We start from the raw sequence: 25,771 nt of genomic DNA, 5'->3' as shown, positions 1-25,771 counted from the left end.
CGGAATGAACAATGGCTATTGATTATGAAAAAGAAGTAGGCTCTTCCAAAGTAGAGCAGAAATTCCTATATGAATCAGGCAATGAGATGGCAGCCTATGCTGCACATCAGATCAACTATCATGTCATGGGGTATTTCCCGATCTCGCCATCGACGGAGGTTGCCCAGTTCCTCGATACGATGAAAGCCAGCGGACAGCATGATATTATGCTCGTACCATCGGACGGCGAGCACAGTTCAGCAGGGATTTGTTATGGCGCTTCTACAGCAGGCGGACGCGTATTTAACGCAACGAGCGCCCAAGGATACATGTTCATGCTTGAACAGCTGCCTGTACAAGCCGGTACACGCATGCCTATGGTCATGAACCTGATCTGCCGCTCGATTTCGGGACCGCTCAACATTCACGGTGACCACTCCGATTTGTACTTTGCACTCAATACCGGCTGGCCGATTCTGATGTGTCGTGATCCGCAGTCGGTCTACGACATGAATCTGATGGCACTGAAGCTGGCAGAACATGCAAAAGTTCGTCTTCCGGTTATGGTAGCTTCCGACGGCTACTTTACTTCCCACCAGAAGCGCCGGGTACAGGCTTTTGCCCACCGCGAAGATGTCCATAAATTCGTAGGCGAACAGCCGCCGGCTGGCTTCACCGATACCCTAGACCGCAACAACCCGGTTACAGTCGGTCCTTATATGAATGAACCGGATTATATTAATAACCGCTATCAGCAATCCGTGGCGATGTATAATGCCGGAGAAGTATTCGAAGAAATCGCCCAGGAATTTGCTGAGCTGACCGGACGCCACTATCCTATGATTGAGCAGTACCGGATGGAGGATGCCGATGTGGCAGTCTTCCTGATGAACTCCGCATCCGAGATCATCAAGGATGTTGTGGATCAGCTGCGTCTGCAGGGAATCAAAGCAGGTGCGATCTCACCGAATATGATCCGCCCATTCCCGCAGAAGCAAATTGCTGAAGCGCTCAAGAATGTTAAAGCCATTACGGTCGGTGATCGTGCAGATTCCGTCGGCGGACACGGCGGTAATATGGTTAACGAAATCAAGGCGGCACTGTTCACTTATGGAAACACAACGACCAAAGTAATCAGCCGGATTTACGGGCTTGGCGGCAAGGACTTCTATGCTGAAGACGGCCATCATTTCTTCCAGCTGGCGATGGATGCTGTTGCAGCTGACCGTGTAGAAGTACCATTTGATTACTATGGCCACAATCCGGGTGAACCCGATAAGGCGCCTCAGCGCTTGCTGAAGCCAATGAATTTCGACTTGCTGAAGACAGGATTGATTACTGTCACTAAGAATGAAGAAACCGGCAAGCTGGCCGTGAGGGTTCCTCCGGTTCGCAGCCTGATGAAGAAACCGAGACGGCTGTCTCCGGGTCACGGGGCATGTCCGGGCTGCGGGATTTTCTCGGGTCTTGAATTATTCTTCAAGGGAATTGAAGGCGATATCGTTGCGCTGTACCATACGGGCTGTGCAATGGTAACTACTACCGGTTATCCTTATTCATCGCATAAATCAACGTTCATCCATAACCTCTTCCAGAACGGTGCAGCAACGCTGTCCGGAGTGGTCGAAATGTTCTGGGAACGCAAACGCCGCGGTGAGCTCGACGGACTGGGCCTGAAAGAGGACTTTACATTCGTAATGGTAACCGGCGACGGAGGTATGGACATCGGGATGGGGCCAGCCATTGGTGCTGCCCTGCGCGGACACAAAATGATTATCGTCGAGTATGACAATGAAGGTTATATGAACACCGGTGCACAACAGTCGTATTCAACACCGCTCGGTCACCGTACTTCTACTTCAAGCATCGGCAAGACCCAGCAGGGTAAGTTAACCCAGCATAAGGACACAGCCCAGATTATGGCGGCTACTAATATTCCTTATGTGTTCACCGGCTGTGAAGCGTATCCGCAGGATCTGCTGAAGAAGGCTGCCAAGGCCCAGTGGTATGCACAGAATGAAGGCCTGGTCTACGGTAAAATTCTGATTGCCTGCCCGCTCAACTGGATGTCCGAGGACAAAGATGGCGCGGATATTGTATCCTTGGCGGTAGAATCCTGCTTCTTCCCGCTGTATGAAGTGGAACACGGCACAACGAACATTACGTACAATCCGGAAGACAAGGACAAACGTATTGAGGTCTCCGCTTGGCTGAAGACAATGGGCAAAACCCGCCATCTGCTGAAGCCGGAGAACGAACCGGCACTGCGCAGCTTCGAGAGCGAAGTTCAGCGCCGCTGGAGCCGTCTCAAAGCAAAACACGAGCATCCTGATCTGTAAGCTGTTGTCTATAATGAAGAACTTTGCCCGGCAGAACTCTGCCGGGCTTTTAAATTTATGGTTTTGTACAAATATCCGAAAAAGTATCCGAAAGAATATGTAAACAGTCTATTTATTAAAATACTTTTATAAAGTATTATATAAAGCGGGGTGAACAGGATGAAAAATATTGGCGGCAATGCGCTGGTTATCAGAGAAGTGAATATTAATCTGGTACGTAAAGAATTGAAGGAGCAGGGGCAGGCGACGAAGCGGCTAATAGCCGAGAACACGGGTCTTAGCATTGTTACAGTAGGCACAGTGCTGCAATATTTGGTGGAGCAGCAGGAAGTGAGGGAGGGGGATATGATTTCCTCCAGCGGGGGCAGACCGGCCCAGCAATACATATATAACGACGAACATTCACTGGCCCTGATTCTGTTTCCATATGAAGAGGATAGCGGGATTCAGATCCGCAGAACGGTCGTCACCTTGTCGGGTCGGCGCCTGCATGAGGTAAGTATACCGGTGAACCGGATTGATCTCAGCAGCTTTGAAACGCTGATTGACGAGGCTATGCTGCAGTATTCCGCTATTCAGGCGATTGGCTTCGGTCTGCCGGGAGCAGAGATCGACGGGAAAATGCTGGTCTCTGACTATATCGCTCTGCGCGACATTTCTGTAACAGAGCACTTCAAGAACCGTTACGGCAAACCGGTTGTCTTGGAGAACGATGTCAATGCTGCAGTGATCGGGTACTGCAACAGATTGCAGGAAACTGCGGAATCCTCGGTAGTGTATATGTATTTTCCGGACCGTTTTGGCCCCGGGGCAGGAATATACATCAATGGCAGATTGCATAAAGGCAAACGGGGCTTCGCCGGTGAGGTAGCCAATATTCCGCTGGGTATTCCGTGGGGGGATCCCTCGCTGATTACGTCATTTGAGCGGATTACCGAAGCCATCGCCAAACTGACAGCTGCGGTCAACAGTGTGCTGAATCCTGATCTTGTGGTGCTATACGGAAGCTTTTTAACGGATCATCATCTGCGCTCGGTAGTGGAACAATGCAGCTTATTTTTACCGGGCAGTACCGTTCCGGACATCCGACTGACCGAAGATTTTGCAGCAGACTATTTACAGGGCATGATCGTGCAGACACTGCGGACACTGGAACCGGGCCTGCAATTAACCAAATCTGAAACGTAGGTGGGAAAATAAAATGGCAACATTCTTTCTAATCATAATTTATTTGGCCTTTATCAGCTTAGGACTGCCGGATTCAATGCTTGGCGCAGCCTGGCCGATTATGCGGCTGGATTACGGGGCACCTGTAGAAACTGCGGGGCTGCTGTCGATGGTGGTGGTCGGGGGAACGATTATCTCCAGTTTGGCTAGCAGCGCTGTGCTGCAGCGTCTGGGCACGGGCAAGGTTACTTTTATCAGTGTCGCTGTAACAGCCCTTGCGTTATTGGGATTCTCATATTCCTCTTCAGTGATCTGGCTGGCTGTGCTGGCTTTACCGCTGGGACTTGGAGCCGGTTCCATTGATACCGGTCTGAACAACTATGTGGCGACTCATTATAAAGCGCATCATATGAGCTGGCTGCACTGCTTCTGGGGAATCGGAGCCATGCTCGGTCCAATCCTTATGTCGGGCTATATCTCGAACGGAGACTCCTGGAGAAAAGGCTTTTTAACCGTCAGCCTGATTCAGTTTGCATTAGTGTTCCTGCTGTTTGTGACCTTGCCTCTATGGAAAAAAACAGAGAAAAATGGCCAGGGAGCGGTACAGCCTGGAGAGGCTGCCGGACCTGCGGGTACGGAACGTAATGTTTTGAAGATTAAAGGCGTAAAACTGGCAATGATCACCTTCCTGTTCTATAGCGGTGTTGAAGCAACGCTTGGATTATGGGGGAGCAGTTTTCTGGTCAATGCCAAGGATCTGTCTGCAGCAACTGCCGCCGGCTGGGTCTCACTCTACTACGGGGGAATCACTGCCGGGCGGCTGATTACCGGATTCATTACTTTTAAATACAGTAACCAAGTTTTGATTCGCGCAGGTCTGGTGATTTCACTGTTAGGTGCATTGGTGCTGGCGTTGCCGCTTCCAGCGGTATTTTCGTTAATTGGCTTTATTCTGATTGGTCTGGGGTCGGCGCCGATTTTCCCTTGTATGCTACATGAGACTCCAGCCCGGTTCGGCAAAGAGAATTCCCAGAAAATCATGGGCTATCAGATGGCGCTGGCTTATACCGGTGGGGCCTTCCTGCCGCCAATGCTGGGGTGGATTGCTGCCCGGAGTACTTTCATGATTCTGCCGGGCGCCATGATCGGCTTTATCGTAGTTATGCTTATGAGCTCGGAGCAAATCAATACGCTGATGAAAAAGAAATTGCAGCATTTTAAATAAAAAAAGGTTAAACTGGAATCGATTTCTGATGAATCTGATACGAAGGGGTGCGGTAAGATGAAGAAGCCGGTGAATTGGCAGGATGGGGTATGGAGCAATCAGCCGCAATCCGTAATGGAGCATGGGGGAAGCTTGGTTGTTGAAGCAGTAGAAGGCAGTGATTATTGGCAGAAAACAATGTATCAATTCCAGCATGACAACGGGCACGCGCTGCTTGCAGACTGGGAGGATTCATCTGCGGTTGAAGTCAGTTTTGCAAGCGGAAGTCTTACAGCGTTATATGACCAGGCTGGGATTATGTTGTGGCATAGCCCCACAGAGTGGATAAAAGCTGGAATAGAGCTGAATGATGGCGTGCCCCATGTCGGAGCCGTTGTTACGGATGAGTACTCGGACTGGTCCTTGTCCCCTGTACCTGAATGGACTGGAGAGAATATCACCATCCGTGCCTCACGCTTAGAAGATGCTGTTATTCTCAGAGCCAGAACGGATATACATCCTTGGCGTACGATCCGGGTTGCCCGTTTTCCGTATAAGACGGCTGTGCAGGCTGGGCCGTTTCTCTGTGCTCCAACAAGGGCTGGGCTCACAGTTGAATTTACACGCTGGGTGACTACCCTGCCTGATACGGATGTTCATGAAGAACCACCGAGAGATTAACTCTATTAATAAGTGAGTCTGTATGCCGGAAGTGAAGCAAAGCCAGCGGCTGCATACTATAGCTATTACTCAGCCATCTTAGAATAAGAGGATTTAACATTATCCTGGCTGAGAGGTGGATATTCATGAGAAATCAACGGCTACTATTGCTCACTGTTGCATTAACTGCTGGAATCCTATTTAAAGGCAGCGGTCAGCATGATCAGATCATAGAAATGCATAGGCTCTCTTCCAGCAGCCACGCCGCTCTGCTCCATACCTCCATGAAAAAGGAGAAGGGCAAATACACCAGACAAGCTAAAGAGCTGTTTGGCGGACTGCTGGAACACCTGGGAAGCCATTAACCCTGTTTATAAATCTCGCGCATGACATGACGCAGCTCAGGAAGGATCAGCCGGCTCATGGCCAGCTTGACCGCTCCGGTGGAGCCGGGCATCGAGAAAATAGCCGTGCTGCCGATGGTGCCGGCAATGGCCCGGCTTAGAATGGCGGCGGAGCCGATGTCTTCTGTGAAGCTGAGCAGGCGGAATATTTCACCGAAGCCCGGCAGCGATTTGTCCAGCAGGGAGGCAACGGCCTCATAGGTGGTGTCGCGGGGAGATATTCCCGTACCGCCGGTCAGCAGCACGGCTTCGATTCCGGAATGGACGGAGCTTTTGTAGACCAGCTCGCGAATCTCTTCATAGTCATCTTTAACGATCTTGCGGCCCACAACCTGATAACCAGCCTCTTCCAGCATGGAAGCGATTAACGCTCCTCCGGTATCAGTTTCCATCGTTCTTGTGTCCGAGACCGTAATAATATAACAGGATACCGTTTGCGGTGCTTCGCGGCGATGTTCATCAACGGATGACATGGGACCACTCCTTATTAGTCATTTTACCCTCATAATAGGTGAAGAAGAGAGCAAAGACAAGCCGGGGTTATCAGGGGCGGGGGCGAGTCCCCCGCAGCTGCTCCTTGCTTGTGTATACATATTTGTAGTAAACTCGCTACCATAACGGTATTTTTGGGGAGCGATGAAACTTGAAACAGGCATTGCCGGTTTATATATTGTCAGGATTTCTAGGCAGCGGCAAAACAACCTTACTGCAGCGGCTGCTGGACCACTGGAAAGCCCAGGGTCTCCGCCCGGCAGTGGTGATGAACGAATTAGGAGAAGTTAATCTGGACGGGCTTCTGGTAGAGCAATCGGTTCCGATGGCAGAGATGCTCGGCGGCTGTATCTGCTGCACCAGCCGCGGCGACCTCAGCACAGAGCTGACAACGCTGGTGAAGAAAGAATCACCGGATGTTGTGGTCATTGAAGCCACAGGTGCTGCGAATCCGCTGGAAATCGTCGATGCGGTTACCGAAACCTCTCTTTATCAGCTGGTGGAGCTGAAAGGTCTGATTACTGTCGTTGATGCTGCGCATCTCCTTGAGCTGTACCGCTCGCAGCAGGGTTCAACGTACCGGTTGATGCAGGAACAGATCCGCTGCGCATCCGTGCTTATTTTGAACAAGACTGACCGGGTCACAGCTGAGGAAGCTGATGAAATATCGGATGTGCTGCGCAAATGGAATGCTTATGCGGAGATCCTGCCGGCAGTGCGCTGCGGTTTGGAACCGGAGATCCTGCTGGGAAGTTTGGGCGGGGTACATCTGGAAGGGCGGGACGATGAAGAAGCAGAGGAAGGGATTACGGAGGGCGGAGAGTCTGCCCAAGGGACTCACACGGTGCATGCCCACCCTACCCATGACCATGTTATGGCTTATACCCATTATTTTAAGCGTGCCGTAAACAGTGAGGAATTTGAGCAGTTCGTTAAAGAGCTGCCACGCGATGTATACCGGGCCAAAGGAATTGTTACGTTTAGCGACACCTCTAGCCGGTTTTTGTTCCAATATGCTTATAGAGAAGCCGATTTTATGAAAATCACCCCTCAGGGTGAGGTGCCTGATGTAGCGGTATTTATCGGGGAGCACTTCTCGTCCGGTGAGCTGCGCACTCAGCTTTTGCAGCTGGAGAAGCGCACACTGACCCGGCCAGGCACTGTCCGGAGAAGCCTGTAATACAGGCTTCCTATGTCCAGGATAAGGACTACATCCGTAAGGCTCATGCAGCTCCGGCAACAATCCTTATTCCGGTCAGCACATCCGGTCCTTCCTGAGTCGTTTGGTTCGTTCTTTACCTTGCAGGTTAATACATAGGCATAACCTATAATGATCGCAGGAGGTATAAGGCTATGACCCGAATTCAATATCAGGAATGCATTGACGCATGTATCAAATCTATGAATGCCTGTAACTATAGCTATGTCGCAAGCCTGAAAGAATATGATCTTGCAACCCTACGGGAGAGCATCCGTCTTGACCGGGAATGTGCGGATATTTGTTCTTATGCCATCCAGGCAATGACCCGTCAAAGTCCATTCGTGGTTGAAATCCTGCGCCTGTGCGCGGAAATCTGCGAACGCTGTGCCGATGAGAGCAGCAGACATAAGCAGACACACTGCCAGGAGTGCATTGATGCCTGCCGTAGTGCTGCAATGGCCTGCCGCCTGATTAGCGGTGCCGTAGAGGTATACGCTTAATACAGTGAACTGACAAAGGCCATACAAAGCCAGAGCCGCCTTCGGTAAAGTAACTGAAGGGATTCTGGCTTTTTTGTTTGGATACGTCAGTCAAACTCTCAGCTTCAAGAGGAAAGCAGGGGTAATCCGGCGAATAATTTAAGAAGTAAGTTATGCGGCTTCTGATACGGCTTCTATCGTAATGAAATTTGCAGGGTAAGCTTATCTCTGAGGGGGAGTCAGCGGAATGACACTTCAACAGCAGCAATTGTTACACTTATCCGGGGCAACCAAGCTGTATAATGGTCACCCGGTTCTAAATGATATATCCATGACCATTAATACCGGAACAGCCACAGCTCTAATCGGTCGCAACGGCTCAGGCAAAAGTACGCTGCTTGCGATTTTAGCCGGGCTGCTCAAGCTTTCTTCCGGGAGCCTGCTCCCGGCGAAACCAAAGCTCAGAATCAGTTATGCGCCTGAGGCGTTTCCCGGGCTCAGGATGTCAGCGGAAGAGTATTTATATAATATGGGCCGGATTAGCGGGATGTCAACGGCACTGCTTGAGAATAAGATTGTTCAGCTGCTTGAGGCTTTCCAGCTATCGCCGTTTCGTAAACAGGCTATGACAGGATACTCCAAGGGCATGCTGCAAAAGGTGAATCTGATTCAGAGCCTGCTTGGTGAACCGGAGCTGCTGCTGCTGGACGAGCCATTATCCGGACTTGATCTCCCGGCACAGCATACGCTAATTGAACTCCTGAAGGAATTGAAGCACAGCGGTACCGCTCTTGTCTTCTCCGTCCATGAACCATTATGTGTAGAAGCTCTGGATGCCGGAGTACATGTGCTTCAGGCGGGCAGGACACTGATGATAACAGATGCTGGGAAGCTTCGGGACAAGCCTTCATCATACATATTAAGCACGGCGCTTTCGCAACAGGCACATACAGCAATGACAGAACTAACCGGCTATATTTCCTCCCAGTACGTACATCATCGCTATACTGGAGAAGAGTGTATGGAATGGGAAGTAGAAATTGCGTGGACGGATGAATTTTTGCGCCATATCCTGGATATGGGCGGATCAGTCCTATCGCTGGAACAACGCAGTGGCAAGAGCGGACTCGAACAGTGGATGGATCCAAAACAGAGCGGGGAGGCCACCGCATGATGAGACCGCTTATCGCCTATATGTTGAAGAGTTATACGTTCTCGCAGCGATATTTTGCACCAGTAGCCTCCATTGTAATCTCCGTGCTCTTTCTCTATACCTATAAGCCTAATCCGGTAATGAGCAGCTATGCGGCTACCGCCGTCATTCTGTTTATAGGATGTGCCTGGATGGGACTCAGCTTTCTTAACCATGAACAGGCGGTGCAGCGGCAGGTAACCATTGTACATTTGCGGAGTAGCGTGAAATATGGTCTGGGAGGGATACTGACGCTTGCTTTGCTCACACTAGTGCTCGCTCTGCTGACGGTTGTTTATCCGGTTGTGACCGGGAGCTTCGTTGAGCCTGCTGGGCTTTATCACATGACGCTGGCTTTTGCCGGGCATATGCTGCTGGGCATGCTCGGTATATCCATTGCCCTTTATTTACAGACTTCCTGGGTGCCCAAAAGCAGCTATGCTATTGGAATCCTCCTGATTATTCTGATTGTGTCCGTCGGCGGCAAGAAGCTCGAAGAGCTCATTCCGGGCCCGGTGGTGCCTGTCCTCTTACCTCCGGCAGCACCGATGATGAATGCGCTGATGAACGCGGACGAGCTGTCCTTTAGGAGTCTGCTTGGCTCCTTTGCCCATGTTCTGATGTACATCATGCTGTTGTGCGGGTTTTATTTGTACCGCTCAAGCCGCATGGATTACGGCAAGAATTTATGAGACAATAAAAATATACAGATAAAGAAGGGGAGGAAAGATGAAGGATACACAACTACCGGAGAGTGAACAATCCAAAGAGCTATTTGCTTATTTCGGACTGGCAGTCTATTATTGTCAGGCTCTGGAACAGCAGCTGACCAACCTGCTGCTGCTCACGAAGCTGTCTCAGGGGAAAACGCCCACAGAAGCGGATCTCTCTGATTTGTATCAGCGCAAACTCAGCAATTCACTCGGCCAACTCATCAAAGAAATCCAGCATCATTTTCCATTCTCGGAAGAAGAGACGAACCAGCTGCAGGCCGTATGGAAGCAGCGCAATCACATCGTTCATGATTATTTCAAGGAGCGAATCCAGGAGACCTTTACTCCGGGGGGCAGGGCGCATATGATCCGCGAGCTGAAAAGATTTAAGAACAAGGCCAGCAGACTGGAAATTAAATTGCAGGGGTATTGCACGGAGATGTATACGAAACTGGGGTTGGAAGAGGAGCGGTTTATTGAATGAAAGAATAATACACGGATTCTACTTTACAGGTAGCAGACGTATAGCAAATAGCCATCTAAGAAGATGGATATACATAACGTCCATTAGAGACTCTCTAAACACAGATTATCTGTGTATAGAGAGTCTGTTTGTTTATAGAAGAGTTACTACTATAATCTACGCTTGTGCATTGCACAGGTCATTTACCGCATCCGACAGCTCCTGGAGACCGCAGCCTTGGATGACCTCCGGTGAGAAGACTACGCCGACAGCCCTGTTACAGCGGGCAAGCGATGCGATAGCATCAGCGATCACCGGGATCATCTCGGCGGTAAGGATTTCGCCAGGCTCCCACCACCAGCTGTTGATTGACAGAACACCGTTTTTCCGGTTCATCACCGGCTCAAATCTGGCCGTAAAACGGTCGCCGTAGAGCAGGGGCAGCACATAATAGCCAAATTCCCGTTCTGCTGCAGGCTTGTACACCTCCCAGCGGTAATGGAACCCGAACAGCTGCCGGATCAGCTCTCTGTCCCACAGCAGATTGTCGAGCGGAGCCAGCGCAGCTGCGAATCTGTCACCATTCATGGTCCCGGCTTGGTCATCGGCTCCTGCCGTTTCCCGCAGCAGCACTGCTTCAAGCTCCGGTGCATCTAGACTCCGCATATACAGCGGCAGCTTAAGACCTTCTACATGCACCTCACGTATACTGTCATTCAGCAGCAGGCGCTCTACAGCTGCAGTCCGCTCTTTGCTCTTCAGCCCGGAAATGCCGAGCCAGCCATCACCGGATTTGTTCCACAGAAGCCCGATACTGCCTATACGCCTCAGCACATACCAGTCATTATATTGCTCTTGTGTGGGATTAGGTTCATCGGTGTTTAGAATATGTTCCGGCAGCAGATGGGCGGTGAAGTCGTAATAACGGCGGGTATGTACACGGTGATGTACGGAAACTTCGCCCCGGAAATACATCGTTTCCAGCGCAGCACGCGTAATTCTGGCCGGAGCCCAGGCCCAGTTCATTTTCTCTTTCCCTTCCAGATCCAGAGAAGAGAGCGGCCCGCGCTCGATCAGCGCTTCCCGTACTTGCATTATCGTCTTAAGCAGAACTTCATTTCCATGTTGCCGTGCTAACGCCTGGTCTCTTAACCGACGAAAATAGGGCCAGTCCTCTGTGCAGTAGATCGACATATTCTTGTCCCAGCCGTCGTACAGTACTCTGTCTGTGTACAGCAGTTCATTCGCCAGCCCGGGGACAAAACCCGGAACACGTGCCTGAAGTACAAGCTCATGATTATGTCCGGCAATGCTGAGCGGATCATATTGAATGCAGCCAACATGACGGACATAGTCCACAATACTCTGCTTACCGCCACAGAGACCTCCAGGAACCAGTCGCTGGTGATGCAGCAAAAACATCCGGGCCTGCTGCTTGCTCAGTCTATAAGTAATCACATTAGATTCCTCCGTTCATTTATGTATTGTTTACCATTATATAGAACAAATGTTCCATCTTCAATGGAATTCTTCTGCAACAACCGGCGGGTCATGAGATTAGGTTCGGTTCTCTCTAAAAAAGACAGTCCTCAATAACTGAGGACTGTCTTATTTGGATTCCATACCATGGGCAGTGTGGCTTACCCTTGCTTAAGCGAAGGCTGCAGTACCGGAGCTGCGGAAGGTTCTGCAGTCGCAACTGGAGTTTCCACTGCGCCCGCAGCGCCGGCTCCGAGCTGGAGCTGGTACATCCGGAAGTAACGGCCTCCCAGGGCCATCAGTTCATCATGGCTGCCGCGCTCGACGATCTCTCCGTGGTGCAGCACCAGAATCTGGTCTGCGCTGCGGATGGTCGACAGGCGGTGGGCGATGATAAAGGTGGTGCGGCCCTTCTTAAGCACCTCCAGCGCTTCCTGAATAATACTCTCCGTTTCGGTATCGATATTGGAGGTAGCTTCATCCAGAATGAGAATTGCCGGATCGAATGAAAGTGCCCGGGCAAAGGAGATGAGCTGGCGCTGGCCGGCGGATAGTGTACTGCCTTTCTCTACTACCGGTTCATCGAAGCCGAGCGGCAGATGGGACAGCAGTTTATCCGCACCAACTTCACGCAGCGCCCGCTCTACCCGCTCCCGGCTGATGCGTTCATCCCCGAGACTGACATTGGAAGCGATGGTGCCGGTGAAAAGATACGGGTCCTGAAGCACGATCCCCATGTGGCTGCGAAGCCACTGCTTGGGAATGGAAGTAACCTCCTGGCCGTCAATCGTGATTGTACCCCGCTGCGGATCATAGAAGCGGAACAGCAGATTGATGATCGAGCTTTTTCCTGAACCGGTATGGCCTACCAAGGCTACCGTTTCACCCGGACGTGCTTCAAAGGATATATCACGCAGAACGAAATCTTTTTTGTAAGCAAAGGAGACGTTATTGAAGACCACGTTCCCCTTATAGCGCGGCATCGAACCGTCTGTAACTGGCTCACCCGGCTCATCCATCAGTGTAAATACGCGGCCTGCGGAGACCATGGAGCTATCCAGGTTCGCGAGCTGGTTCACCATACCGGTAATCGGCTGGAACATCCGCCCGAGCACGTCGACAAAAGCATAGAGGACGCCAAGCGACACGAAAGTGGAGCCGTTTAGGCTGCCAAATCCGAAATACCACAGCACCAGCACAAAGGAGAGATTACGCAGTGAGTTCACAAGATTGTGGGAGGTGAGGGCATTCAGATTAAGCATTTTATTCTGATATTTCATATAATCATCGTTGAGATGCTCGAATTCTTCGCGGCTCTGCTTCTGGCGGCGGAAAATCCGGATGATCGACATCCCTTGGATCGACTCGTTAATAATGGCATTGATTTCACTCAGCCTTGAACGGATGATCGTATTGTATTTAGTGGCTACTTTGCGGTACAGCACGATCCACAGTACAATAATCGGCACAATGAACAAGCTGATCAGGCCAAGCCGCACATCGAGCAGGAACAGGGCAACATACACGCCAATGATATTAATAATGCCTGTGCTGAAATTGGATAACACGGCTATAAATAGGTCTTTCACTGCTTCCGTGTCATTGGTCACCCGGGAGACGACCTTGCCCGCAGGCAGATTGTCAAAAAAGTACACCGGAAGCCGCTGGATATGAGCGTATACGTCGGTTCGCAGCTTGCGGATGACCTGATTGGCTGACGATTGCAGCCAGTAGGTTTTGCCGAACTCGGCCAGAATAGAGATGACCAGGAAGATGGCATACAGCCCCACCAGCTCATAAATCCCCGGAAATTCAGGCTTATAAAAAGCAAATAATTCGTCTGCAGACAGCTTTACGGCCGGATAGACGGAGATTTGATCCCCGTACTTGATCTGCAGCTCCCCATCCTTGAAGGAACGGTCCCCTTCGGCCTGGCTGACTGCTTCATTGATGAAATAGAAGCTCTTGCCTACCTGCAGGAGGCGGATCTCCTGGCCTTTGGCTTCACCCCCGGCGAAACGGTCGCCGCGTTTATAGAAGTTATTCTTATATTCAGCCGCATCTTCGGAAGAGGAGGTCTGATAGTATGGCTTCTCAATCCCGAGCAGATGGTTGTCAATCATGTTCTTGGCGATAAAAGGCCCCGCCAGCTCAGCCGCTACGCCGATGGTCAGCAGCAGAAGCGCTGCGATGAAGGTTTTTTTGGCAGTCAGTGCGTACTGCAGCAGACGTTTGCCTGTACTCTGTGTCAACGGTGACACCTCCCTATACGTTATTCATGAATTAATCTAGATTGTTCTCCACCTGCTGGCGGTCAAACTGCTCACGGTACCATCCGTTCATGGCCAGCAGCTCCTGATGTGTTCCGCGTTCAATAATATGCCCGTTATCCAGCACGACGATCAGATCGGCATGCTCAACGGCAGAGAGGCGGTGGGTGGAGATCAGTGTGGTTTTGCCGGCGCGTTCCTCGCGGATATTCCCGATAATCCGGGCTTCGGTACGTGCGTCAACGGCGGACAGCGCATCGTCCAGAATCAGAATGTCGGGATTGGCGATAAAGGCTCTCGAGATCGAGACGCGCTGTTTCTGTCCTCCCGAGAGGGAGACGCCGCGTTCGCCGACCAGTGTATCCAGACCGTCAGACAAAGTGCCAAGGTCATTCTGGAAAGCGGCTGCCGTGATCGCTTGCATAATCAGCTCATCACTGGCATTATGGTGGCCGAACTGGATGTTCTCACGCACAGACTTGGAGAACAGGATCTGTTCCTGCGGCACATAGCCCATCCAGCTGTGCAGGCGGTCCAGTGCGATGTTCTGAATGGGAACATCCGAGATCTTGATTTCACCTTCGCCGGCCGGATACTCATGCAGCAGCTGCTTCAGCAGCGTAGATTTACCGCTGCCGGTGCGGCCGACTACACCCAGCGTCTGTCCCTGGGACAGGGAGAAGCTCACTCCGCTGAGATTATCGACGGTTGAAGTCGGATAGCGGAAGGTTACATCTTTTAGTTCAATACTTGTAGGCTGGGCTACCGGAACCGGCTGGGCGACATCCTCCACATCCGGACGGGTGTTCGTGGTTTCATCGATCCGCTCCAGTGAAGCGCCGCCGCGCTGCATAATATTGATCAGCTCGCCGATCGCGAACATCGGCCAGACGATCATCCCGAGGTACATATTGAAGGAGACAAGGTCACCAAGTGTAATTTGATTACGGAAGACAAGATAGATTCCATAAGTGAGGGCAATTATGTAGCTCAGTCCTACGCAAAAGCGGATGGTCGGCTCAAAGAAGGCATCGACCCGTGCCACCGCCATATTTTTGCGGTATACATCATCTGTAATGTCGGCAAATCGTTTCTCATCAAGTCTTTCCTGTACATATGCACGGATTACCCGCACCCCTGACACCGATTCCAGCACCTGGTCGTTCATGTCACCGAAGGCATCCTGTGCCAGGCTGTAGCGGTCATGGATAGCCTTACCGTAGAAAATCATCGCAACCGCGATCAGCGGAAGCGGCAGAACCGCCGCAAGCGTCAGCTTCCAGCTGACCAGAAATCCCATCGCCAGCAGCACTACGGACAGATAGACCGTTGAATCCACCAGCGTCAGCATGCCGAAGCCTACGGTTGTTGCTACGGCGCGGATGTCATTGGTTGCCCGGGCCATAAGGTCACCGGTACGGTTTTTTTCGAAGAAGGAGGGAGTCATCGTCATCAGATGGTTCATGAACCGGGAGCGCAGCAGGCGTTCTACCAGGTTGGAGCCCCCGAACAGCTTGTGCATCCAGATGTAAGTGATCCAGTAAATAATGAGCATCATTAGAACGATAAGTCCGATGTATTTCATCAAGGAACCTGAGGTGATCGAACCGCGTACAATTTCATCGATGGCATTGCCAAGCAGACGAGGGGGCAGCAGTTCCAATACACCAACTACAATTAGTAAAATAAGGCCAACAGAATAGCGCCTTTTTTCCCGGCGAAAAAACCAGCCGAGATCGCGGAGTACGGAGAACAAGGGGAATCCCTTCCTTTCGTGTTAAGGTGTTTTGTCGGTTTCGTTGCGTGCTTTTGGAATCTGGTCAATAGTGGATAACTCTTTAACAGCATACAAAAAGGCATATCCTCCGCTAAACGGATGATATGCCTGTAAGATACAGCAATTATCATGTCCACGGTGCTATAATGCAGCACATAAGACATGGAAGAGATTAGCCTGACTGAAATCAAGTACGGCCGTGCGCATGATTCAGTGGGTTTCCACTACTTGGGCTGCTTCGGTATGCTGTTGTGTGTAGTTGCCGACAATGTTATTAAAATCAACTGGTACAATGGTCAACACCGCGCTCACCCTTTCAATGTTTTTTTGGTAATAACTTGAAGACGCTTCGTTATGTTCCGAGTTTATCACCAGTATCTAACGAATGTCAAACATAATTTTGAACAAATTCTGAATAAGCTGTATGATAAAATAGAACGGATGATTTGGAATATGGTCATCTTTTAAGTATGATAAGAAGAAACGGAGGTGCATCAAGAGGAATGGATATGGTAATTAGTCCGGAAGCCGCTGCCTGGTTCAAGAAGGAGCTTACGCTGCAGACAGGCGATTATATCCGTTTATTTCCGCGTTACAGCTCAGGCGGAGGGCTGCATCCCGGTTTTTCGCTGGGAATCGCTACTGAAGCGCCTGCCCGTCCTGCCACACAGGCCGAGCAGGAAGGCATTGTTTTTTATATGGAGGAGCAGGATCTCTGGTACATGGAAGGCTATAGCTTATCAATCATCTATGTAGAGGCTGAAGATGATATTGAGTATAAGTATATTCCTCTGCCCGTGGCCGGTAATGTTTCGCAAGTATGAGGCTGAAATTCTAGTCTGACACAAAAAGCCCTTGCCAAGAGGCAGGGGCTTTTTGTGCAGGAATAAGAACCGGTAAGGCTGCCTTGCCCATCCGGGGGCAGCATCATTGGGAACGGTGAAAGGTTTCTTCCTCCATGGCAAAATCAAAATCGTCAATGTCATACACCTGTACCGGGATTCCGCCTTCGATGATGCGCTGGATCAGCTCGAATTGGTCCGTCAGAATCGGTACCTTCTCCCGCTGTGAAGTTAGCAGCAGTTCGGTCTCGATCGGGTCGAACAGCTCTCCGTAAGCCGCATTGTCGATGCTGTTGATGATGGTAATCTGTGCTTGCCCGCCGAGCAGAATGCCCGAGCTCTTAGCCCAGGGAACGGACAGGCAACGGTTAATCTTCTTGGAATTGAGCGGCTCCTCAAAATAAGCGATCAATTCGCGGATCTTGAGTTTGACGTGCAAATCATCGTCTGCCCGGTTCATGAGCGGTTCTTCGCTGTCCCGCAGTTCGTATAATTCCATTACGGTCGTATAGGGCACAATATATTCCACAGGGCTTTGCGGTACGAGAAGCTGGCCGTAGATCGCCATCATGACGGCTTCCGTCACAAATTGTCTAGACATCATTATCCTCCTGAAGTTCGGGTACTGCAATCGTACTTATGGACTTAAAAATATAAAAACACTGTAGAGCGGAAATGTCAACAGTACCCAAGCGTGCTTGGGAAAAGAAAGGGCGTAACCTTTTGTGAAGCAATGGAAATCTTATTATACTTTTGTCCGGCCTTATATGAAATGGATAGTGCTGACGCTGATTATCGGCATGATCAAATTCAGTATTCCGCTGACCTTGCCGATGATTCTGAAATATGTGGTTGACGATCTATTGACGAATTCAGCCTTGACTGTCCCGGAGCGGGTGTCGAAGCTCATGATTGTACTCAGCGGCGCATTTGTGCTGTTTGTCCTTGTCAGAGGGCCGGTAGAATATTACCGCCAATATTTTGCCCAGCTGATCACCAGCAAAGTGCTGTTCGACATGCGCAATAAGCTGTACAGTCATTTGCAGCGCCTATCACTGCGGTATTACCAGAATACGAAAGTCGGTGAAGCGATCTCCCGGTTCATTAATGACGTGGAGCAGTCCAAAAACCTTGTCGAAGTCGGAATGATGAATGTGTGGCTGGATATGTTTACACTAGTCATCGCACTGGCATTCATGTTCTACCTCAATCCGGTGTTAGCGCTCGTATCTATTGCGGTTCTGCCGCTCTACGGCATTGCTGTAAACACTTTATACAAGCGCCTGAAAGTTCTGACCAAGGACCGGTCACAGGCACTGGCAGCCATTCAGGGATATCTACATGAACGGATTCAGGGCATTGCCATTATCCGCAGCTTTACCATGGAACGTGTGGATCAGAAGCAGTTCGAGGGCATAAACGGTAAATTTCTGGAAAAAGCAATGGCCCAGACTCGCTGGAACGCGGTTACCTTCGCTATTATCAATACGCTGACAGACTTGGCCCCGCTGCTGGTCATCGGATACGGCGGTTACCAGGTCATCCACGGAAATCTGACACTTGGCACCTTTGTCGCTTTCTTTGGCTACCTCGACCGGATGTATGCTCCGCTGCGTCGGCTGATCAACTCGTCGACGGTCCTGACCCAGGCTTCGGCATCGCTGGAGCGGGTTATGGAGCTGCTGGAGGAGCCCTATGATATTGTTGATCAGCCGGGGGCGAAGCCGCTTAAGAATGCGGCAGGAGCAATTGATTTTGACCAGGTGTGGTTCAAGTACAACGATGAGCACGATTGGGTGCTGAAGGGGATCAACCTAAGTATCCGTCCGGGACAGACGGTTGCTTTTGTCGGTATGAGCGGTGGAGGCAAGTCTTCGCTGATCAGCCTGATTCCGCGTTTTTATGACATTACTGAGGGACGCCTGCTGATGGACGGGCAGGATATCAGAGGGCTGACCCAGGAGAGCCTGCGGCGCACAGTCGGGATGGTGCTGCAGGACAACTTCCTGTTCAGCGGCTCGGTACGCGATAATATTCTATTCGGGAATCCAGAGGCAGGTGAAGCAGAGATTATCTCCGCAGCACAGGCGGCCAATGCCCATGATTTCATCATGCAGCTGCCTGACGGTTATGACACAGAGGTCGGGGAACGGGGAGTGAAGCTCTCAGGGGGGCAAAAGCAGCGTGTGGCGATCGCCAGAGTCTTCCTCAAAGACCCGAAGGTGCTGATTCTGGACGAAGCAACCTCGGCGCTGGATCTGGAATCAGAGCATCTGATTCAGCAGTCGCTGCAGTCGCTATCCTCGGAACGTACCACGCTGATCGTTGCTCACCGGCTATCGACCATCACTCACGCAGATCAGATCGTGGTTCTGGAGAACGGGGAAATCACTGAACGCGGAACCCATGAAGGGCTGATGGCTCTGGAGGGCAGCTATGCCCGGCTATTCAATGTCCAGCGGCTGGACGGTTGACAGTAATGTAGACAGCTATAGACGGCCTTAAAGTGTAGAACAATTGACAATAATAAGCGGTTCCTCAAGAGTCCTTGGGGGGCCGTTTTTGGTTGCATTTATACTTTGATTACAGTAAAGTGTAACTATAACATTTGACTGTAACTCAAGCTGAAAGGAGCTGGGAGCAATGAATACCTATACCGGCAAACAGCTGGCGGAACTGCTGCAGCAGGAAGAACCGGCTATGAACCTGAGAACCGTACGGTACTACACTCAGATCGGACTGTTACCTGCATTGGAGCTTGCCGGAAATAAGCGTGTATATACAGACCGTCATCTGATGCATCTGCGGGCTATTCTAACCTTGTCCAAGAGCGGGGAGAGTCTGGCTGAGATTCAGGCCAAGCTGGCGGAGTTGTCAGAGGAAGAGATAGCGAAGATTGGAGGACGTCTGAGGTTTTTTCAGTCGGAGCAGATTCTGTCGGGTGAGACGCTGGTGGTCAGTGAAGATGTGATGCTGACGGTAAGTCCGCGTATCTCCCCTGAGCTCCGGTTAGAGCTTAAGGATACGATAGCCAGAATGCTAAAGGAGGGCCAATAGGATGATTAAAGCGCGTTTTGCCAAATCAGCTATCGAGAATGAAGAGGGTCTGAATCACTTGTGGATTCAAATCGGTCCGCTGGAGGCAGTGGAGCATGCTGAGGTCGGGCTGCAGCTGCCGGCCGGTGTCTACCTTGGGCAAGCCTGCGGTGGCTGCCTGAAAGAAAATTCTGCGGGATTTACTCTACTTGAGCCAGCTCGGGTGAATGAACTGCTCGTGGAAATATATACGCGGCAGCCGATAGACTGCGGTTGGGTTAGTCTCGGGATCACTGTCACTTATGCAAATCATCATAACTGTGAGCAGAGCAAGGTGCTGGCGGTCCCTCTAAGCATCGTTGAAGCAGAGAGTGCAGAGGCGAAAGATATCTATATTGACGAAGAAGTCGTCCGTAAAGTAAAGGAAGCTGTGTGGTCTCCGGGGGGTTCGGTAAAGCCATCAGGCAATCCCGGTTTTCTTGACTGTACTCCGGCGAAGCAGATTACTTATGACCCGCATTACCGTTCTGAGCTGGAGAAACAGTACCGGGTAGAGGGCGGAAATTACTGAAATAGAGTTAATAAAAGTGAACTGCAAACCCCAAAAGGCTGCCCCTGCTCGTCTAGAGCGAATGAGGCAGCCATTGCTGTGATATGAAGTAGAGGAGTCTTACCCCCGGCCGATAATCAGCGAGAGGATGCCGGCCGCAATCAGCGGTCCGACGGGTACTCCCTTGAATAAAGCGACGCCAAGCACGGTTCCGATCAGCAGGCCGGCAACGACTGTCGGCTGGCTGCCCATCAGCACAGCGCCGCGTCCGCCGAGGTAAGCAACAAGCATCCCGATAGCGATGGCCGCCAGTGATTTCCAGTGGAAAAAGGAGTGCCAGATACTCTGCAGCGAGATTTTTCCGCTGGCTAGGGGGGTCATCACACTGATCGTGAGGATGATGATTCCAAGCGTTAAGCCGTACTTTTCCAGCCAGGGAAAGGTCTGCTGCAGCCCAAGCACTCTCAGCAATAGCAGGACGACCATAGCAATTGTGATAGGTGAATTACTGCTGATAACGCCGAGCGCCGCCAGGCCAAGCAGCAGCAGAGAGGTGATATCCATCTGCAAGAGGACTCCTTATCTTAAGTAAGCTGTTTTGAGACGATATGATCTGCGATCAGCTTGCCGTGCCCCCGCCCGGTTTCAATAAAGACTTCATTGGCGTTGCGGCCCGAAGCGATAACTCCTGCAACATAGAGTCCGGGAATATTGCTCTCCATGGTGGCCGGATTAAATGCCGGTTTATCCAAATCATCGTTCATATGCACCCCTGCCGAAGATAATAACGTCCGGCTGGGGCGGAACCCGGTCATAGCCAGCACAAAATCATTTTCAAGCTCGGTGCTTTCACCGCTATGTCTGGTTACGGTAACAGAAGCCGGCGTAATTTCTGTGACCCGGGACTCCAGATGCAGAGTGATTTTCCCTTTGGTAACCATGCTTTCAAAAATCGGCCGGACCCAAGGTTTGATGTTCTCCGAAATGCTGGCTCCGCGATAGACCATATCCACGGACGCGCCGACACGAATAAGCTCCAGTGCCGCGTCTACAGCAGAATTACTGCCGCCGATGACGGTCACCTTCATTCCTGTGTAAGGATGGGCTTCACCAAAATAATGTGTAACCTTTGGCAGCTCCTCCCCGGGGATGCCAATCAGATTGGGCTGGTCGAAATATCCGGTAGAGATAACCACATTGGCAGCTTGACGGCTCTGGTGTACGCCCCGTTTGTTAACCGTATGTACCGTAAAGCTGCCGTCCTCCTTCCGTTCAACACTCAGCGCTTCTTCATAAGAGGCGATTTCCAGACCGTGCTGCTCAGCGGCTCGGCGGTAATAGACCAGTGCTTCATGGCGGAAGGGCTTGTCATTAGGCGAGGTGAACGGCACATCTCCAATTTCTAACAATGCCGTTGTGCTGAAAAACTGCATGCTGGTCGGATACAGAAAAATGGAATGAACGATGAAATTTTTCTCGATAATTAGGCTGGATAGCCCTTGGCGCTGACACTCTATAGCTGCTGAGAGCCCGCAAGGACCTGCTCCGATAATAATGACGTCTTTCATAATAAACTGCGACCTCCTGGAAGATAATTTCTATCCTAAATGGTACCTTAAATTTAAATTTTACACCATCTAAGCGGAAAGATCACGAATCGCAGTTGCCGGACAATCATTTTTGGGATATAATTAGATATATATCTAAATGAATTATCTCTATATTTGTTAGCTTATGAACTCTACGGGAGCGTGACCCCAGTGCAGCTTGATAAAATTGTGAACTACCATAAAGCGTTATCCGATCCGACCAGACTCCGCATTCTGCTGCTGTTATCCAAAGGAGATGAGATCCATGGGCAGGCGCTTGCCGAGCGCTTAAATCTGTCGCAGCCGACCGTGACCCATCATGCTGCGAAACTGCGCGAAGCCTCGATGATCATGGAGCGCAGAGACAAGAATACCGTGTATTTTAAGATGAATCCCGAGTTTATCAAGGCCGGCTCGAATGCCTCACTGAACTTTATCTTTTCCAAAGGGACGGAAGAGATGGAGCAGCAGTCACCGGAAAGCAGCCTGAAGGAATCGGTGCTGCGCAACTTTTTTGCCAAAGACGGACGGCTCCGCCAGATTCCTGCACAATACAAGAAAAAGCTGATCGCCCTGCAGTATATTGTCGAGAAGCTGGAACCGGGTACTGTATATTCCGAGAAGTCGATCAACGAGTTCATCCAGCAGTTCCATGAGGACTTTGCTACGATCCGCCGCGAGTTTATTATGCATCAATTCATGTACCGGGAGAACGACAAATATGAACTTAACCCACCCGAAATGTGGACGCATTGGGAAAATGTGAAGTAACGGAAGAAGCAGTCCTACAAAATAGCTCGAAATTCAGGATGATGTGCGTATTTCTTTTATGTGATCATTTGTTCCCTATAACTGGTGCTTGTTTAAAAATGTCACTTAATGATCTTATAGATGGGGAGAATTTGTGACAGTTGATTGGTCTGCTGATTAAATGTCCGAAAAACGAATAAACTGGAATTGTAAGCGTTATCTGACATATACTACGAGAGGAGACTTTCAGTATGATATTCAAACGCGCTAAAAAAAATACAATCTCAGATTCGATCACAGTGACCTTGCCGCAAATTAAGCAGGCTGTCAGGCAATTTGAAGAAGACATGCCTGCGCCGATTAATCGTACCGCACTGATTCTGGAGGATAAGAGCATTGATCTTTCGCGGCTGAAACGTTATTTAGGCGGAGTGCCGCAGCAGAAGTTCTATATGTCGCGTGAGACCTTTGAAATTTTCGAGGAAGCTGACAAGCTGGTACCTTATTACCTGGACCTGGTTCAATCTGCTGTGGATAATTACATTAGCGATACCGGTAAGCTGCCGCTTATTGAGGACGCCTGGCTGCCTGAAGTACACTACCGTCTATTGCATACTGAACGATATCTGAAGGAAACACCACCGTTCCCGCTTTACATTACTGAGGAAGAAATGATGCTGACGCACCGGCCGGAGCATTTTGAATAGATATAGCGTTATGAAAAGACTGTTCAGCAGCATGAAGTCCCGGACTTCTGATCTGCAGGGCAGTCTTTTCTTTGCTTGGGGGGACATAGTACAATGAATCTCTAGAAATGCAGTAGAGAAGGAGATTTATGGGATGAAGGAAAAGCAGGCCTTGCTGTTTGATTTGGACAACACACTCATGGACCGCGATCATACCTTCCGCAGTTTCAGTACGCAGTTTGTAAAGGATCTGCTGGGGCATTTGTCTGCGGAAGAAGCTCACCGTGTTGTGGAGGATATGATTGTACGGGATGCAGACGGCTACCGGGATAAAGACGGATTTTTTGCAGAGCTTAGTGAAGTGCTCCCTTGGAAAACTCAGGTAGTAGCTGCTGATATCCGGGCATATTATGACGAGACTTATACCAGCCACGGGGCACTCATGAAGTATGCGGTGGAGACATTGGATTATTGCCGCGACCGCGGCTATATCCTTGGTCTGGTTACGAACGGAAAGAAGCATCTGCAAAACGGTAAAATCGACCTGCTCGGATTACGCGGCTATTTCAAGGCCATCGTGATCTCAGGTGAAGCCGGGATCAGCAAACCTGATCCGGATATTTACCGGCTGGCGCTGGAACGTCTCGGGACTAGTGCGGAACATACGCTGTTTATCGGAGATCATCCGGTTAATGACATCTGGGGGGCAGGCAAGGCGGGAATGGAGACGGTCTGGCTCAAACGTAATCATCCTTGGGACAATAACCTGGATGTGCATCCATGGAAAACGATTGACGAATTGGATGAGCTGAAAAATCTGATTTAGGTAAAATTCAGCATATAGAAAATTTTTAGTGCTTACAGTTGACAATTTACGGAAAGAGCGTTTATAGTTACAGCATATTAGTTCGGAAGGAGACGATGTTATATGACAGTTTATACAGTACTTTCGCTATCGGTAATAACTGTTGTGGATACGTGTCTTCCGGGAACAGCGGCTGCAGTGTAATGTGACGCAGCTTAGCGGGTAAGCTCTTATGATGCCTTTTAGAGCCGTCTTGGAACCGTATTGAGTTCCGGCGGCTTTTTTTGCGTGGTTTGGCATGACTGATACAATTCATGTATTCGTTATGCCTATATGACGCACGGAGAAGTGCTGGTCTATCACCAATCGTGGCAGACCGCAGTTTTCTGTACCTGATTTCATTTCTTCGGATCTGAAATCCGCCGCCGGAACAATTTGTTCCGGCGGCTTTTTGTGTTCCCAGAAAACAGATGGAAGCAAAAATGTATGAAGTAAAACAGCATCAAATCACTCACAACTATTCAGGAGGAACCAACCTACAATGACTATTGAACAATACGGATGGAATGAAAGCTGGCAAAACAAGTGGAGCGAGAAGCACCACGAACAGGAACAGGAAGGCAATAGACGTATTCCCGGCAGAATTACCGGTGATTTCGGAAGCAAATACCGGGTCATGACGGAGACGGGGGAAACCTGGGGGGAACTGGCTGGACGGCTCCGGCATACCCTCACAGACTCGGGAGAATTCCCGGCAATCGGTGATTGGGTCACCCTGGCAATGCAGGATGGCGGAGAACATGCCGTCATTCATGGTGTACTTCCCCGACACAGCGTTATCTCGCGTAAAGTGGCAGGAAATACGCAAGTGGAGCAGATTGTAGCTGCCAATGTGGACACTTTATTTCTTGTTAGTGCATTAAACGATGACTTTAATGTGCGGCGGATGGAGCGGTATCTGATCATGGCCTGGAACAGCGGAGCAAATCCGGTTATCCTGCTGACCAAAGCCGATCTGTGCCTGGATGCTGATCAGAAAATTGCGGAGATGGAGCGGGCCGCGCCCGGTGTCCCTATTCATGCGGTCAGCGCTTTGCTCGGTGACGGACGTGATAAGCTGCTGCCGTATATCCGCAGCGGGCAGACCGTAGCGCTGACCGGCTCTTCCGGCTGCGGCAAGTCGACGATGGTCAACTGGCTAAGCGGTCAGAACCTGCAGCTTACCCAGGATGTCAGAGAAGGGGATAGCCGGGGTAGGCACACAACAACCCACCGTGAACTGTTCGTCCTGCCGGACGGAGCGATTATTATCGATACCCCGGGAATGCGTGAACTGCAGCTGTGGGAGGATGATGGCGGACTTGACCTTGCTTTCGGAGATATCAGCAGCCTGGCGGCAGAATGCCGCTTCAGTGACTGCAAGCATGAACGGGAGGAAGGCTGTGCGGTGCTTGAAGCCGTAGCAAGCGGTGTCCTGGAGGAGAAGCGGCTGCTTAACTACCGCAAAACCCAAAAGGAGCTGCGTTACCAAAACAGCAAAGAGGTCAAGCAAAAACGGAAAACGGCTGCCGCAGCAGTAAAGGCAGCTCCGCGGACACGTAATTCCGGATGGCAGCGGGTACTAGATGAGTATTGATCAGGCTCTTTAGCCAAACTTCCGAGAAAAGGAATCACGAGCAGACGGGATTCCATTG

The 25,771-nt window shown here is 50.6% G+C and carries 25 protein-coding genes; 18 read left to right on the top strand and 7 right to left on the bottom strand.

Annotation, left to right across the window (positions count from 1 at the left end):
- Positions 1–11: 11 nt before the first annotated feature.
- From L6H70_RS05520 to L6H70_RS05500, 5 genes are all read left to right on the top strand, one after another.
- A complete protein-coding gene (locus L6H70_RS05520; RefSeq protein ID WP_236330656.1) occupies positions 12–2,318 on the top strand; it encodes a thiamine pyrophosphate-dependent enzyme in 2,307 nt (768 codons plus the stop codon).
- Between the two features lie 159 nt (positions 2,319–2,477).
- The gene (locus L6H70_RS05515) at positions 2,478–3,506 is read left to right on the top strand and encodes an ROK family protein (protein WP_236330653.1); all 1,029 of its coding nucleotides are present in this window, start codon (positions 2,478–2,480) and stop codon (positions 3,504–3,506) included.
- Between the two features lie 13 nt (positions 3,507–3,519).
- Entirely contained in the window at positions 3,520–4,710 is a 1,191-nt protein-coding gene (locus L6H70_RS05510) for an MFS transporter (protein ID WP_236330650.1), read from the top strand.
- 57 nt (positions 4,711–4,767) lie between these two features.
- Positions 4,768–5,370 (top strand): DUF1349 domain-containing protein, encoded by a 603-nt coding sequence (locus L6H70_RS05505; protein WP_236330647.1) that lies wholly within the window; start codon positions 4,768–4,770, stop codon positions 5,368–5,370.
- A 125-nt stretch (positions 5,371–5,495) separates the two neighbouring features.
- The gene (locus tag L6H70_RS05500; protein ID WP_236330644.1) at positions 5,496–5,714 is read left to right on the top strand and encodes a hypothetical protein; all 219 of its coding nucleotides are present in this window, start codon (positions 5,496–5,498) and stop codon (positions 5,712–5,714) included.
- Here the strand turns inward: L6H70_RS05500 and L6H70_RS05495 are convergent.
- The gene (locus tag L6H70_RS05495) at positions 5,711–6,226 is read right to left on the bottom strand and encodes a MogA/MoaB family molybdenum cofactor biosynthesis protein (RefSeq protein WP_236330641.1); all 516 of its coding nucleotides are present in this window, start codon (positions 6,224–6,226) and stop codon (positions 5,711–5,713) included. The genes L6H70_RS05500 and L6H70_RS05495 overlap by 4 nt on opposite strands.
- A gap of 170 nt (positions 6,227–6,396) precedes the next feature.
- Between L6H70_RS05495 and L6H70_RS05490 the strand changes: the two genes are divergently transcribed.
- From L6H70_RS05490 to L6H70_RS05470, 5 genes are all read left to right on the top strand, one after another.
- On the top strand, positions 6,397–7,425 hold the full coding sequence (locus L6H70_RS05490; RefSeq protein ID WP_236330638.1) for a CobW family GTP-binding protein: 1,029 nt from the start codon (positions 6,397–6,399) through the stop codon (positions 7,423–7,425).
- A 173-nt stretch (positions 7,426–7,598) separates the two neighbouring features.
- A complete protein-coding gene (locus tag L6H70_RS05485) occupies positions 7,599–7,946 on the top strand; it encodes a four-helix bundle copper-binding protein (protein ID WP_236330634.1) in 348 nt (115 codons plus the stop codon).
- 226 nt (positions 7,947–8,172) lie between these two features.
- Complete coding sequence (locus L6H70_RS05480) at positions 8,173–9,099, top strand: ATP-binding cassette domain-containing protein (RefSeq protein WP_236330630.1); 927 nt, start codon at positions 8,173–8,175, stop codon at positions 9,097–9,099.
- Positions 9,096–9,809: a hypothetical protein gene (locus tag L6H70_RS05475; protein ID WP_236330628.1), complete on the top strand. Its 714-nt coding sequence runs from the start codon at positions 9,096–9,098 to the stop codon at positions 9,807–9,809. Before L6H70_RS05480 ends, L6H70_RS05475 begins: the two co-directional genes overlap by 4 nt.
- 37 nt (positions 9,810–9,846) lie before the next feature.
- Positions 9,847–10,314 carry a hypothetical protein gene (locus tag L6H70_RS05470; protein ID WP_054940931.1) on the top strand — a complete coding sequence of 156 codons (468 nt, stop codon included), beginning with the start codon at positions 9,847–9,849 and terminating at the stop codon, positions 10,312–10,314.
- 156 nt (positions 10,315–10,470) lie between these two features.
- On the opposite strand, the gene L6H70_RS05465 is transcribed toward L6H70_RS05470, so the two are convergent.
- The 3 genes from L6H70_RS05465 to L6H70_RS05455 all read right to left on the bottom strand — a co-directional run bounded on the left by L6H70_RS05465 (position 10,471) and on the right by L6H70_RS05455 (position 15,798).
- The gene (locus L6H70_RS05465; protein ID WP_236330625.1) at positions 10,471–11,751 is read right to left on the bottom strand and encodes a winged helix-turn-helix domain-containing protein; all 1,281 of its coding nucleotides are present in this window, start codon (positions 11,749–11,751) and stop codon (positions 10,471–10,473) included.
- Between the two features lie 182 nt (positions 11,752–11,933).
- Positions 11,934–14,024, bottom strand: coding sequence for an ABC transporter ATP-binding protein (locus tag L6H70_RS05460; protein ID WP_236330622.1), 2,091 nt, complete (start codon positions 14,022–14,024; stop codon positions 11,934–11,936).
- Positions 14,025–14,055: 31 nt separating this feature from the next.
- Positions 14,056–15,798 carry an ABC transporter ATP-binding protein gene (locus tag L6H70_RS05455; protein WP_236330619.1) on the bottom strand — a complete coding sequence of 581 codons (1,743 nt, stop codon included), beginning with the start codon at positions 15,796–15,798 and terminating at the stop codon, positions 14,056–14,058.
- Between the two features lie 524 nt (positions 15,799–16,322).
- On the opposite strand from L6H70_RS05455, the gene L6H70_RS05450 reads away from it, so the two are divergent.
- Positions 16,323–16,643, top strand: a complete 321-nt coding sequence (locus tag L6H70_RS05450) for a HesB/YadR/YfhF family protein (protein ID WP_236330616.1) — start codon at positions 16,323–16,325, stop codon at positions 16,641–16,643.
- A 103-nt stretch (positions 16,644–16,746) separates the two neighbouring features.
- Here the strand turns inward: L6H70_RS05450 and L6H70_RS05445 are convergent, their stop codons facing one another.
- Positions 16,747–17,262, bottom strand: coding sequence for a hypothetical protein (locus tag L6H70_RS05445; RefSeq protein ID WP_054940926.1), 516 nt, complete (start codon positions 17,260–17,262; stop codon positions 16,747–16,749).
- Between the two features lie 124 nt (positions 17,263–17,386).
- Here L6H70_RS05445 and L6H70_RS05440 point away from each other — a divergent pair, with 124 nt between their 5' ends.
- The 3 genes from L6H70_RS05440 (at position 17,387) to L6H70_RS05430 (ending at position 20,268) form a co-directional block, all read left to right on the top strand.
- Entirely contained in the window at positions 17,387–19,135 is a 1,749-nt protein-coding gene (locus L6H70_RS05440; RefSeq protein ID WP_279306731.1) for an ABC transporter ATP-binding protein, read from the top strand.
- A 169-nt stretch (positions 19,136–19,304) separates the two neighbouring features.
- Complete coding sequence (locus tag L6H70_RS05435; RefSeq protein WP_236330610.1) at positions 19,305–19,718, top strand: MerR family transcriptional regulator; 414 nt, start codon at positions 19,305–19,307, stop codon at positions 19,716–19,718.
- Between the two features lies 1 nt (position 19,719).
- Positions 19,720–20,268, top strand: a complete 549-nt coding sequence (locus tag L6H70_RS05430; RefSeq protein ID WP_236330607.1) for a hypothetical protein — start codon at positions 19,720–19,722, stop codon at positions 20,266–20,268.
- A gap of 99 nt (positions 20,269–20,367) precedes the next feature.
- Here L6H70_RS05430 and L6H70_RS05425 read toward each other — a convergent pair whose 3' ends face one another.
- Entirely contained in the window at positions 20,368–20,811 is a 444-nt protein-coding gene (locus tag L6H70_RS05425; protein WP_236330604.1) for a DUF441 domain-containing protein, read from the bottom strand.
- A gap of 20 nt (positions 20,812–20,831) precedes the next feature.
- Positions 20,832–21,815 (bottom strand): YpdA family putative bacillithiol disulfide reductase, encoded by a 984-nt coding sequence (locus L6H70_RS05420; RefSeq protein ID WP_236330602.1) that lies wholly within the window; start codon positions 21,813–21,815, stop codon positions 20,832–20,834.
- Between the two features lie 192 nt (positions 21,816–22,007).
- On the opposite strand from L6H70_RS05420, the gene L6H70_RS05415 reads away from it, so the two are divergent.
- The 4 genes from L6H70_RS05415 (at position 22,008) to rsgA (ending at position 25,713) form a co-directional block, all read left to right on the top strand.
- On the top strand, positions 22,008–22,607 hold the full coding sequence (locus tag L6H70_RS05415) for a DUF2087 domain-containing protein (RefSeq protein ID WP_236330598.1): 600 nt from the start codon (positions 22,008–22,010) through the stop codon (positions 22,605–22,607).
- A gap of 230 nt (positions 22,608–22,837) precedes the next feature.
- Positions 22,838–23,293 (top strand): DUF3939 domain-containing protein, encoded by a 456-nt coding sequence (locus L6H70_RS05410; RefSeq protein ID WP_236330595.1) that lies wholly within the window; start codon positions 22,838–22,840, stop codon positions 23,291–23,293.
- A 133-nt stretch (positions 23,294–23,426) separates the two neighbouring features.
- A complete protein-coding gene (locus tag L6H70_RS05405) occupies positions 23,427–24,098 on the top strand; it encodes an HAD family hydrolase (protein ID WP_236330592.1) in 672 nt (223 codons plus the stop codon).
- A gap of 520 nt (positions 24,099–24,618) precedes the next feature.
- Entirely contained in the window at positions 24,619–25,713 is a 1,095-nt protein-coding gene (gene rsgA / locus L6H70_RS05400; protein WP_236330590.1) for a ribosome small subunit-dependent GTPase A, read from the top strand.
- Positions 25,714–25,771: the final 58 nt, after the last annotated feature.

Origin of the sequence: Paenibacillus auburnensis (genome assembly GCF_927798115.1) — a bacterium.
Classification (GTDB): domain Bacteria; phylum Bacillota; class Bacilli; order Paenibacillales; family Paenibacillaceae; genus Paenibacillus_AQ; species Paenibacillus_AQ auburnensis.
Note: the sequence above shows the minus strand (reverse complement) of the source record. Positions and strands in the feature narration are given on the sequence as shown.

What these genes read in the sequence shown, in the direction of transcription:
- L6H70_RS05520 (WP_236330656.1), top strand. Translation starts at nt 12, where the DNA reads ATGGCTATTGATTATGAAAAAGAAGTAGGCTCTTCCAAAGTAGAGCAG.
- L6H70_RS05515 (WP_236330653.1), top strand. Translation starts at nt 2,478, where the DNA reads ATGAAAAATATTGGCGGCAATGCGCTGGTTATCAGAGAAGTGAATATT.
- L6H70_RS05510 (WP_236330650.1), top strand. Translation starts at nt 3,520, where the DNA reads ATGGCAACATTCTTTCTAATCATAATTTATTTGGCCTTTATCAGCTTA.
- L6H70_RS05505 (WP_236330647.1), top strand. Translation starts at nt 4,768, where the DNA reads ATGAAGAAGCCGGTGAATTGGCAGGATGGGGTATGGAGCAATCAGCCG.
- L6H70_RS05500 (WP_236330644.1), top strand. Translation starts at nt 5,496, where the DNA reads ATGAGAAATCAACGGCTACTATTGCTCACTGTTGCATTAACTGCTGGA.
- L6H70_RS05495 (WP_236330641.1), bottom strand. Translation starts at nt 6,226, where the DNA reads ATGTCATCCGTTGATGAACATCGCCGCGAAGCACCGCAAACGGTATCC.
- L6H70_RS05485 (WP_236330634.1), top strand. Translation starts at nt 7,599, where the DNA reads ATGACCCGAATTCAATATCAGGAATGCATTGACGCATGTATCAAATCT.
- L6H70_RS05480 (WP_236330630.1), top strand. Translation starts at nt 8,173, where the DNA reads ATGACACTTCAACAGCAGCAATTGTTACACTTATCCGGGGCAACCAAG.
- L6H70_RS05475 (WP_236330628.1), top strand. Translation starts at nt 9,096, where the DNA reads ATGATGAGACCGCTTATCGCCTATATGTTGAAGAGTTATACGTTCTCG.
- L6H70_RS05470 (WP_054940931.1), top strand. Translation starts at nt 9,847, where the DNA reads ATGAAGGATACACAACTACCGGAGAGTGAACAATCCAAAGAGCTATTT.
- L6H70_RS05450 (WP_236330616.1), top strand. Translation starts at nt 16,323, where the DNA reads ATGGATATGGTAATTAGTCCGGAAGCCGCTGCCTGGTTCAAGAAGGAG.
- L6H70_RS05445 (WP_054940926.1), bottom strand. Translation starts at nt 17,262, where the DNA reads ATGTCTAGACAATTTGTGACGGAAGCCGTCATGATGGCGATCTACGGC.
- L6H70_RS05435 (WP_236330610.1), top strand. Translation starts at nt 19,305, where the DNA reads ATGAATACCTATACCGGCAAACAGCTGGCGGAACTGCTGCAGCAGGAA.
- L6H70_RS05430 (WP_236330607.1), top strand. Translation starts at nt 19,720, where the DNA reads ATGATTAAAGCGCGTTTTGCCAAATCAGCTATCGAGAATGAAGAGGGT.
- L6H70_RS05425 (WP_236330604.1), bottom strand. Translation starts at nt 20,811, where the DNA reads ATGGATATCACCTCTCTGCTGCTGCTTGGCCTGGCGGCGCTCGGCGTT.
- L6H70_RS05420 (WP_236330602.1), bottom strand. Translation starts at nt 21,815, where the DNA reads ATGAAAGACGTCATTATTATCGGAGCAGGTCCTTGCGGGCTCTCAGCA.
- L6H70_RS05410 (WP_236330595.1), top strand. Translation starts at nt 22,838, where the DNA reads ATGATATTCAAACGCGCTAAAAAAAATACAATCTCAGATTCGATCACA.
- L6H70_RS05405 (WP_236330592.1), top strand. Translation starts at nt 23,427, where the DNA reads ATGAAGGAAAAGCAGGCCTTGCTGTTTGATTTGGACAACACACTCATG.
- rsgA (WP_236330590.1), top strand. Translation starts at nt 24,619, where the DNA reads ATGACTATTGAACAATACGGATGGAATGAAAGCTGGCAAAACAAGTGG.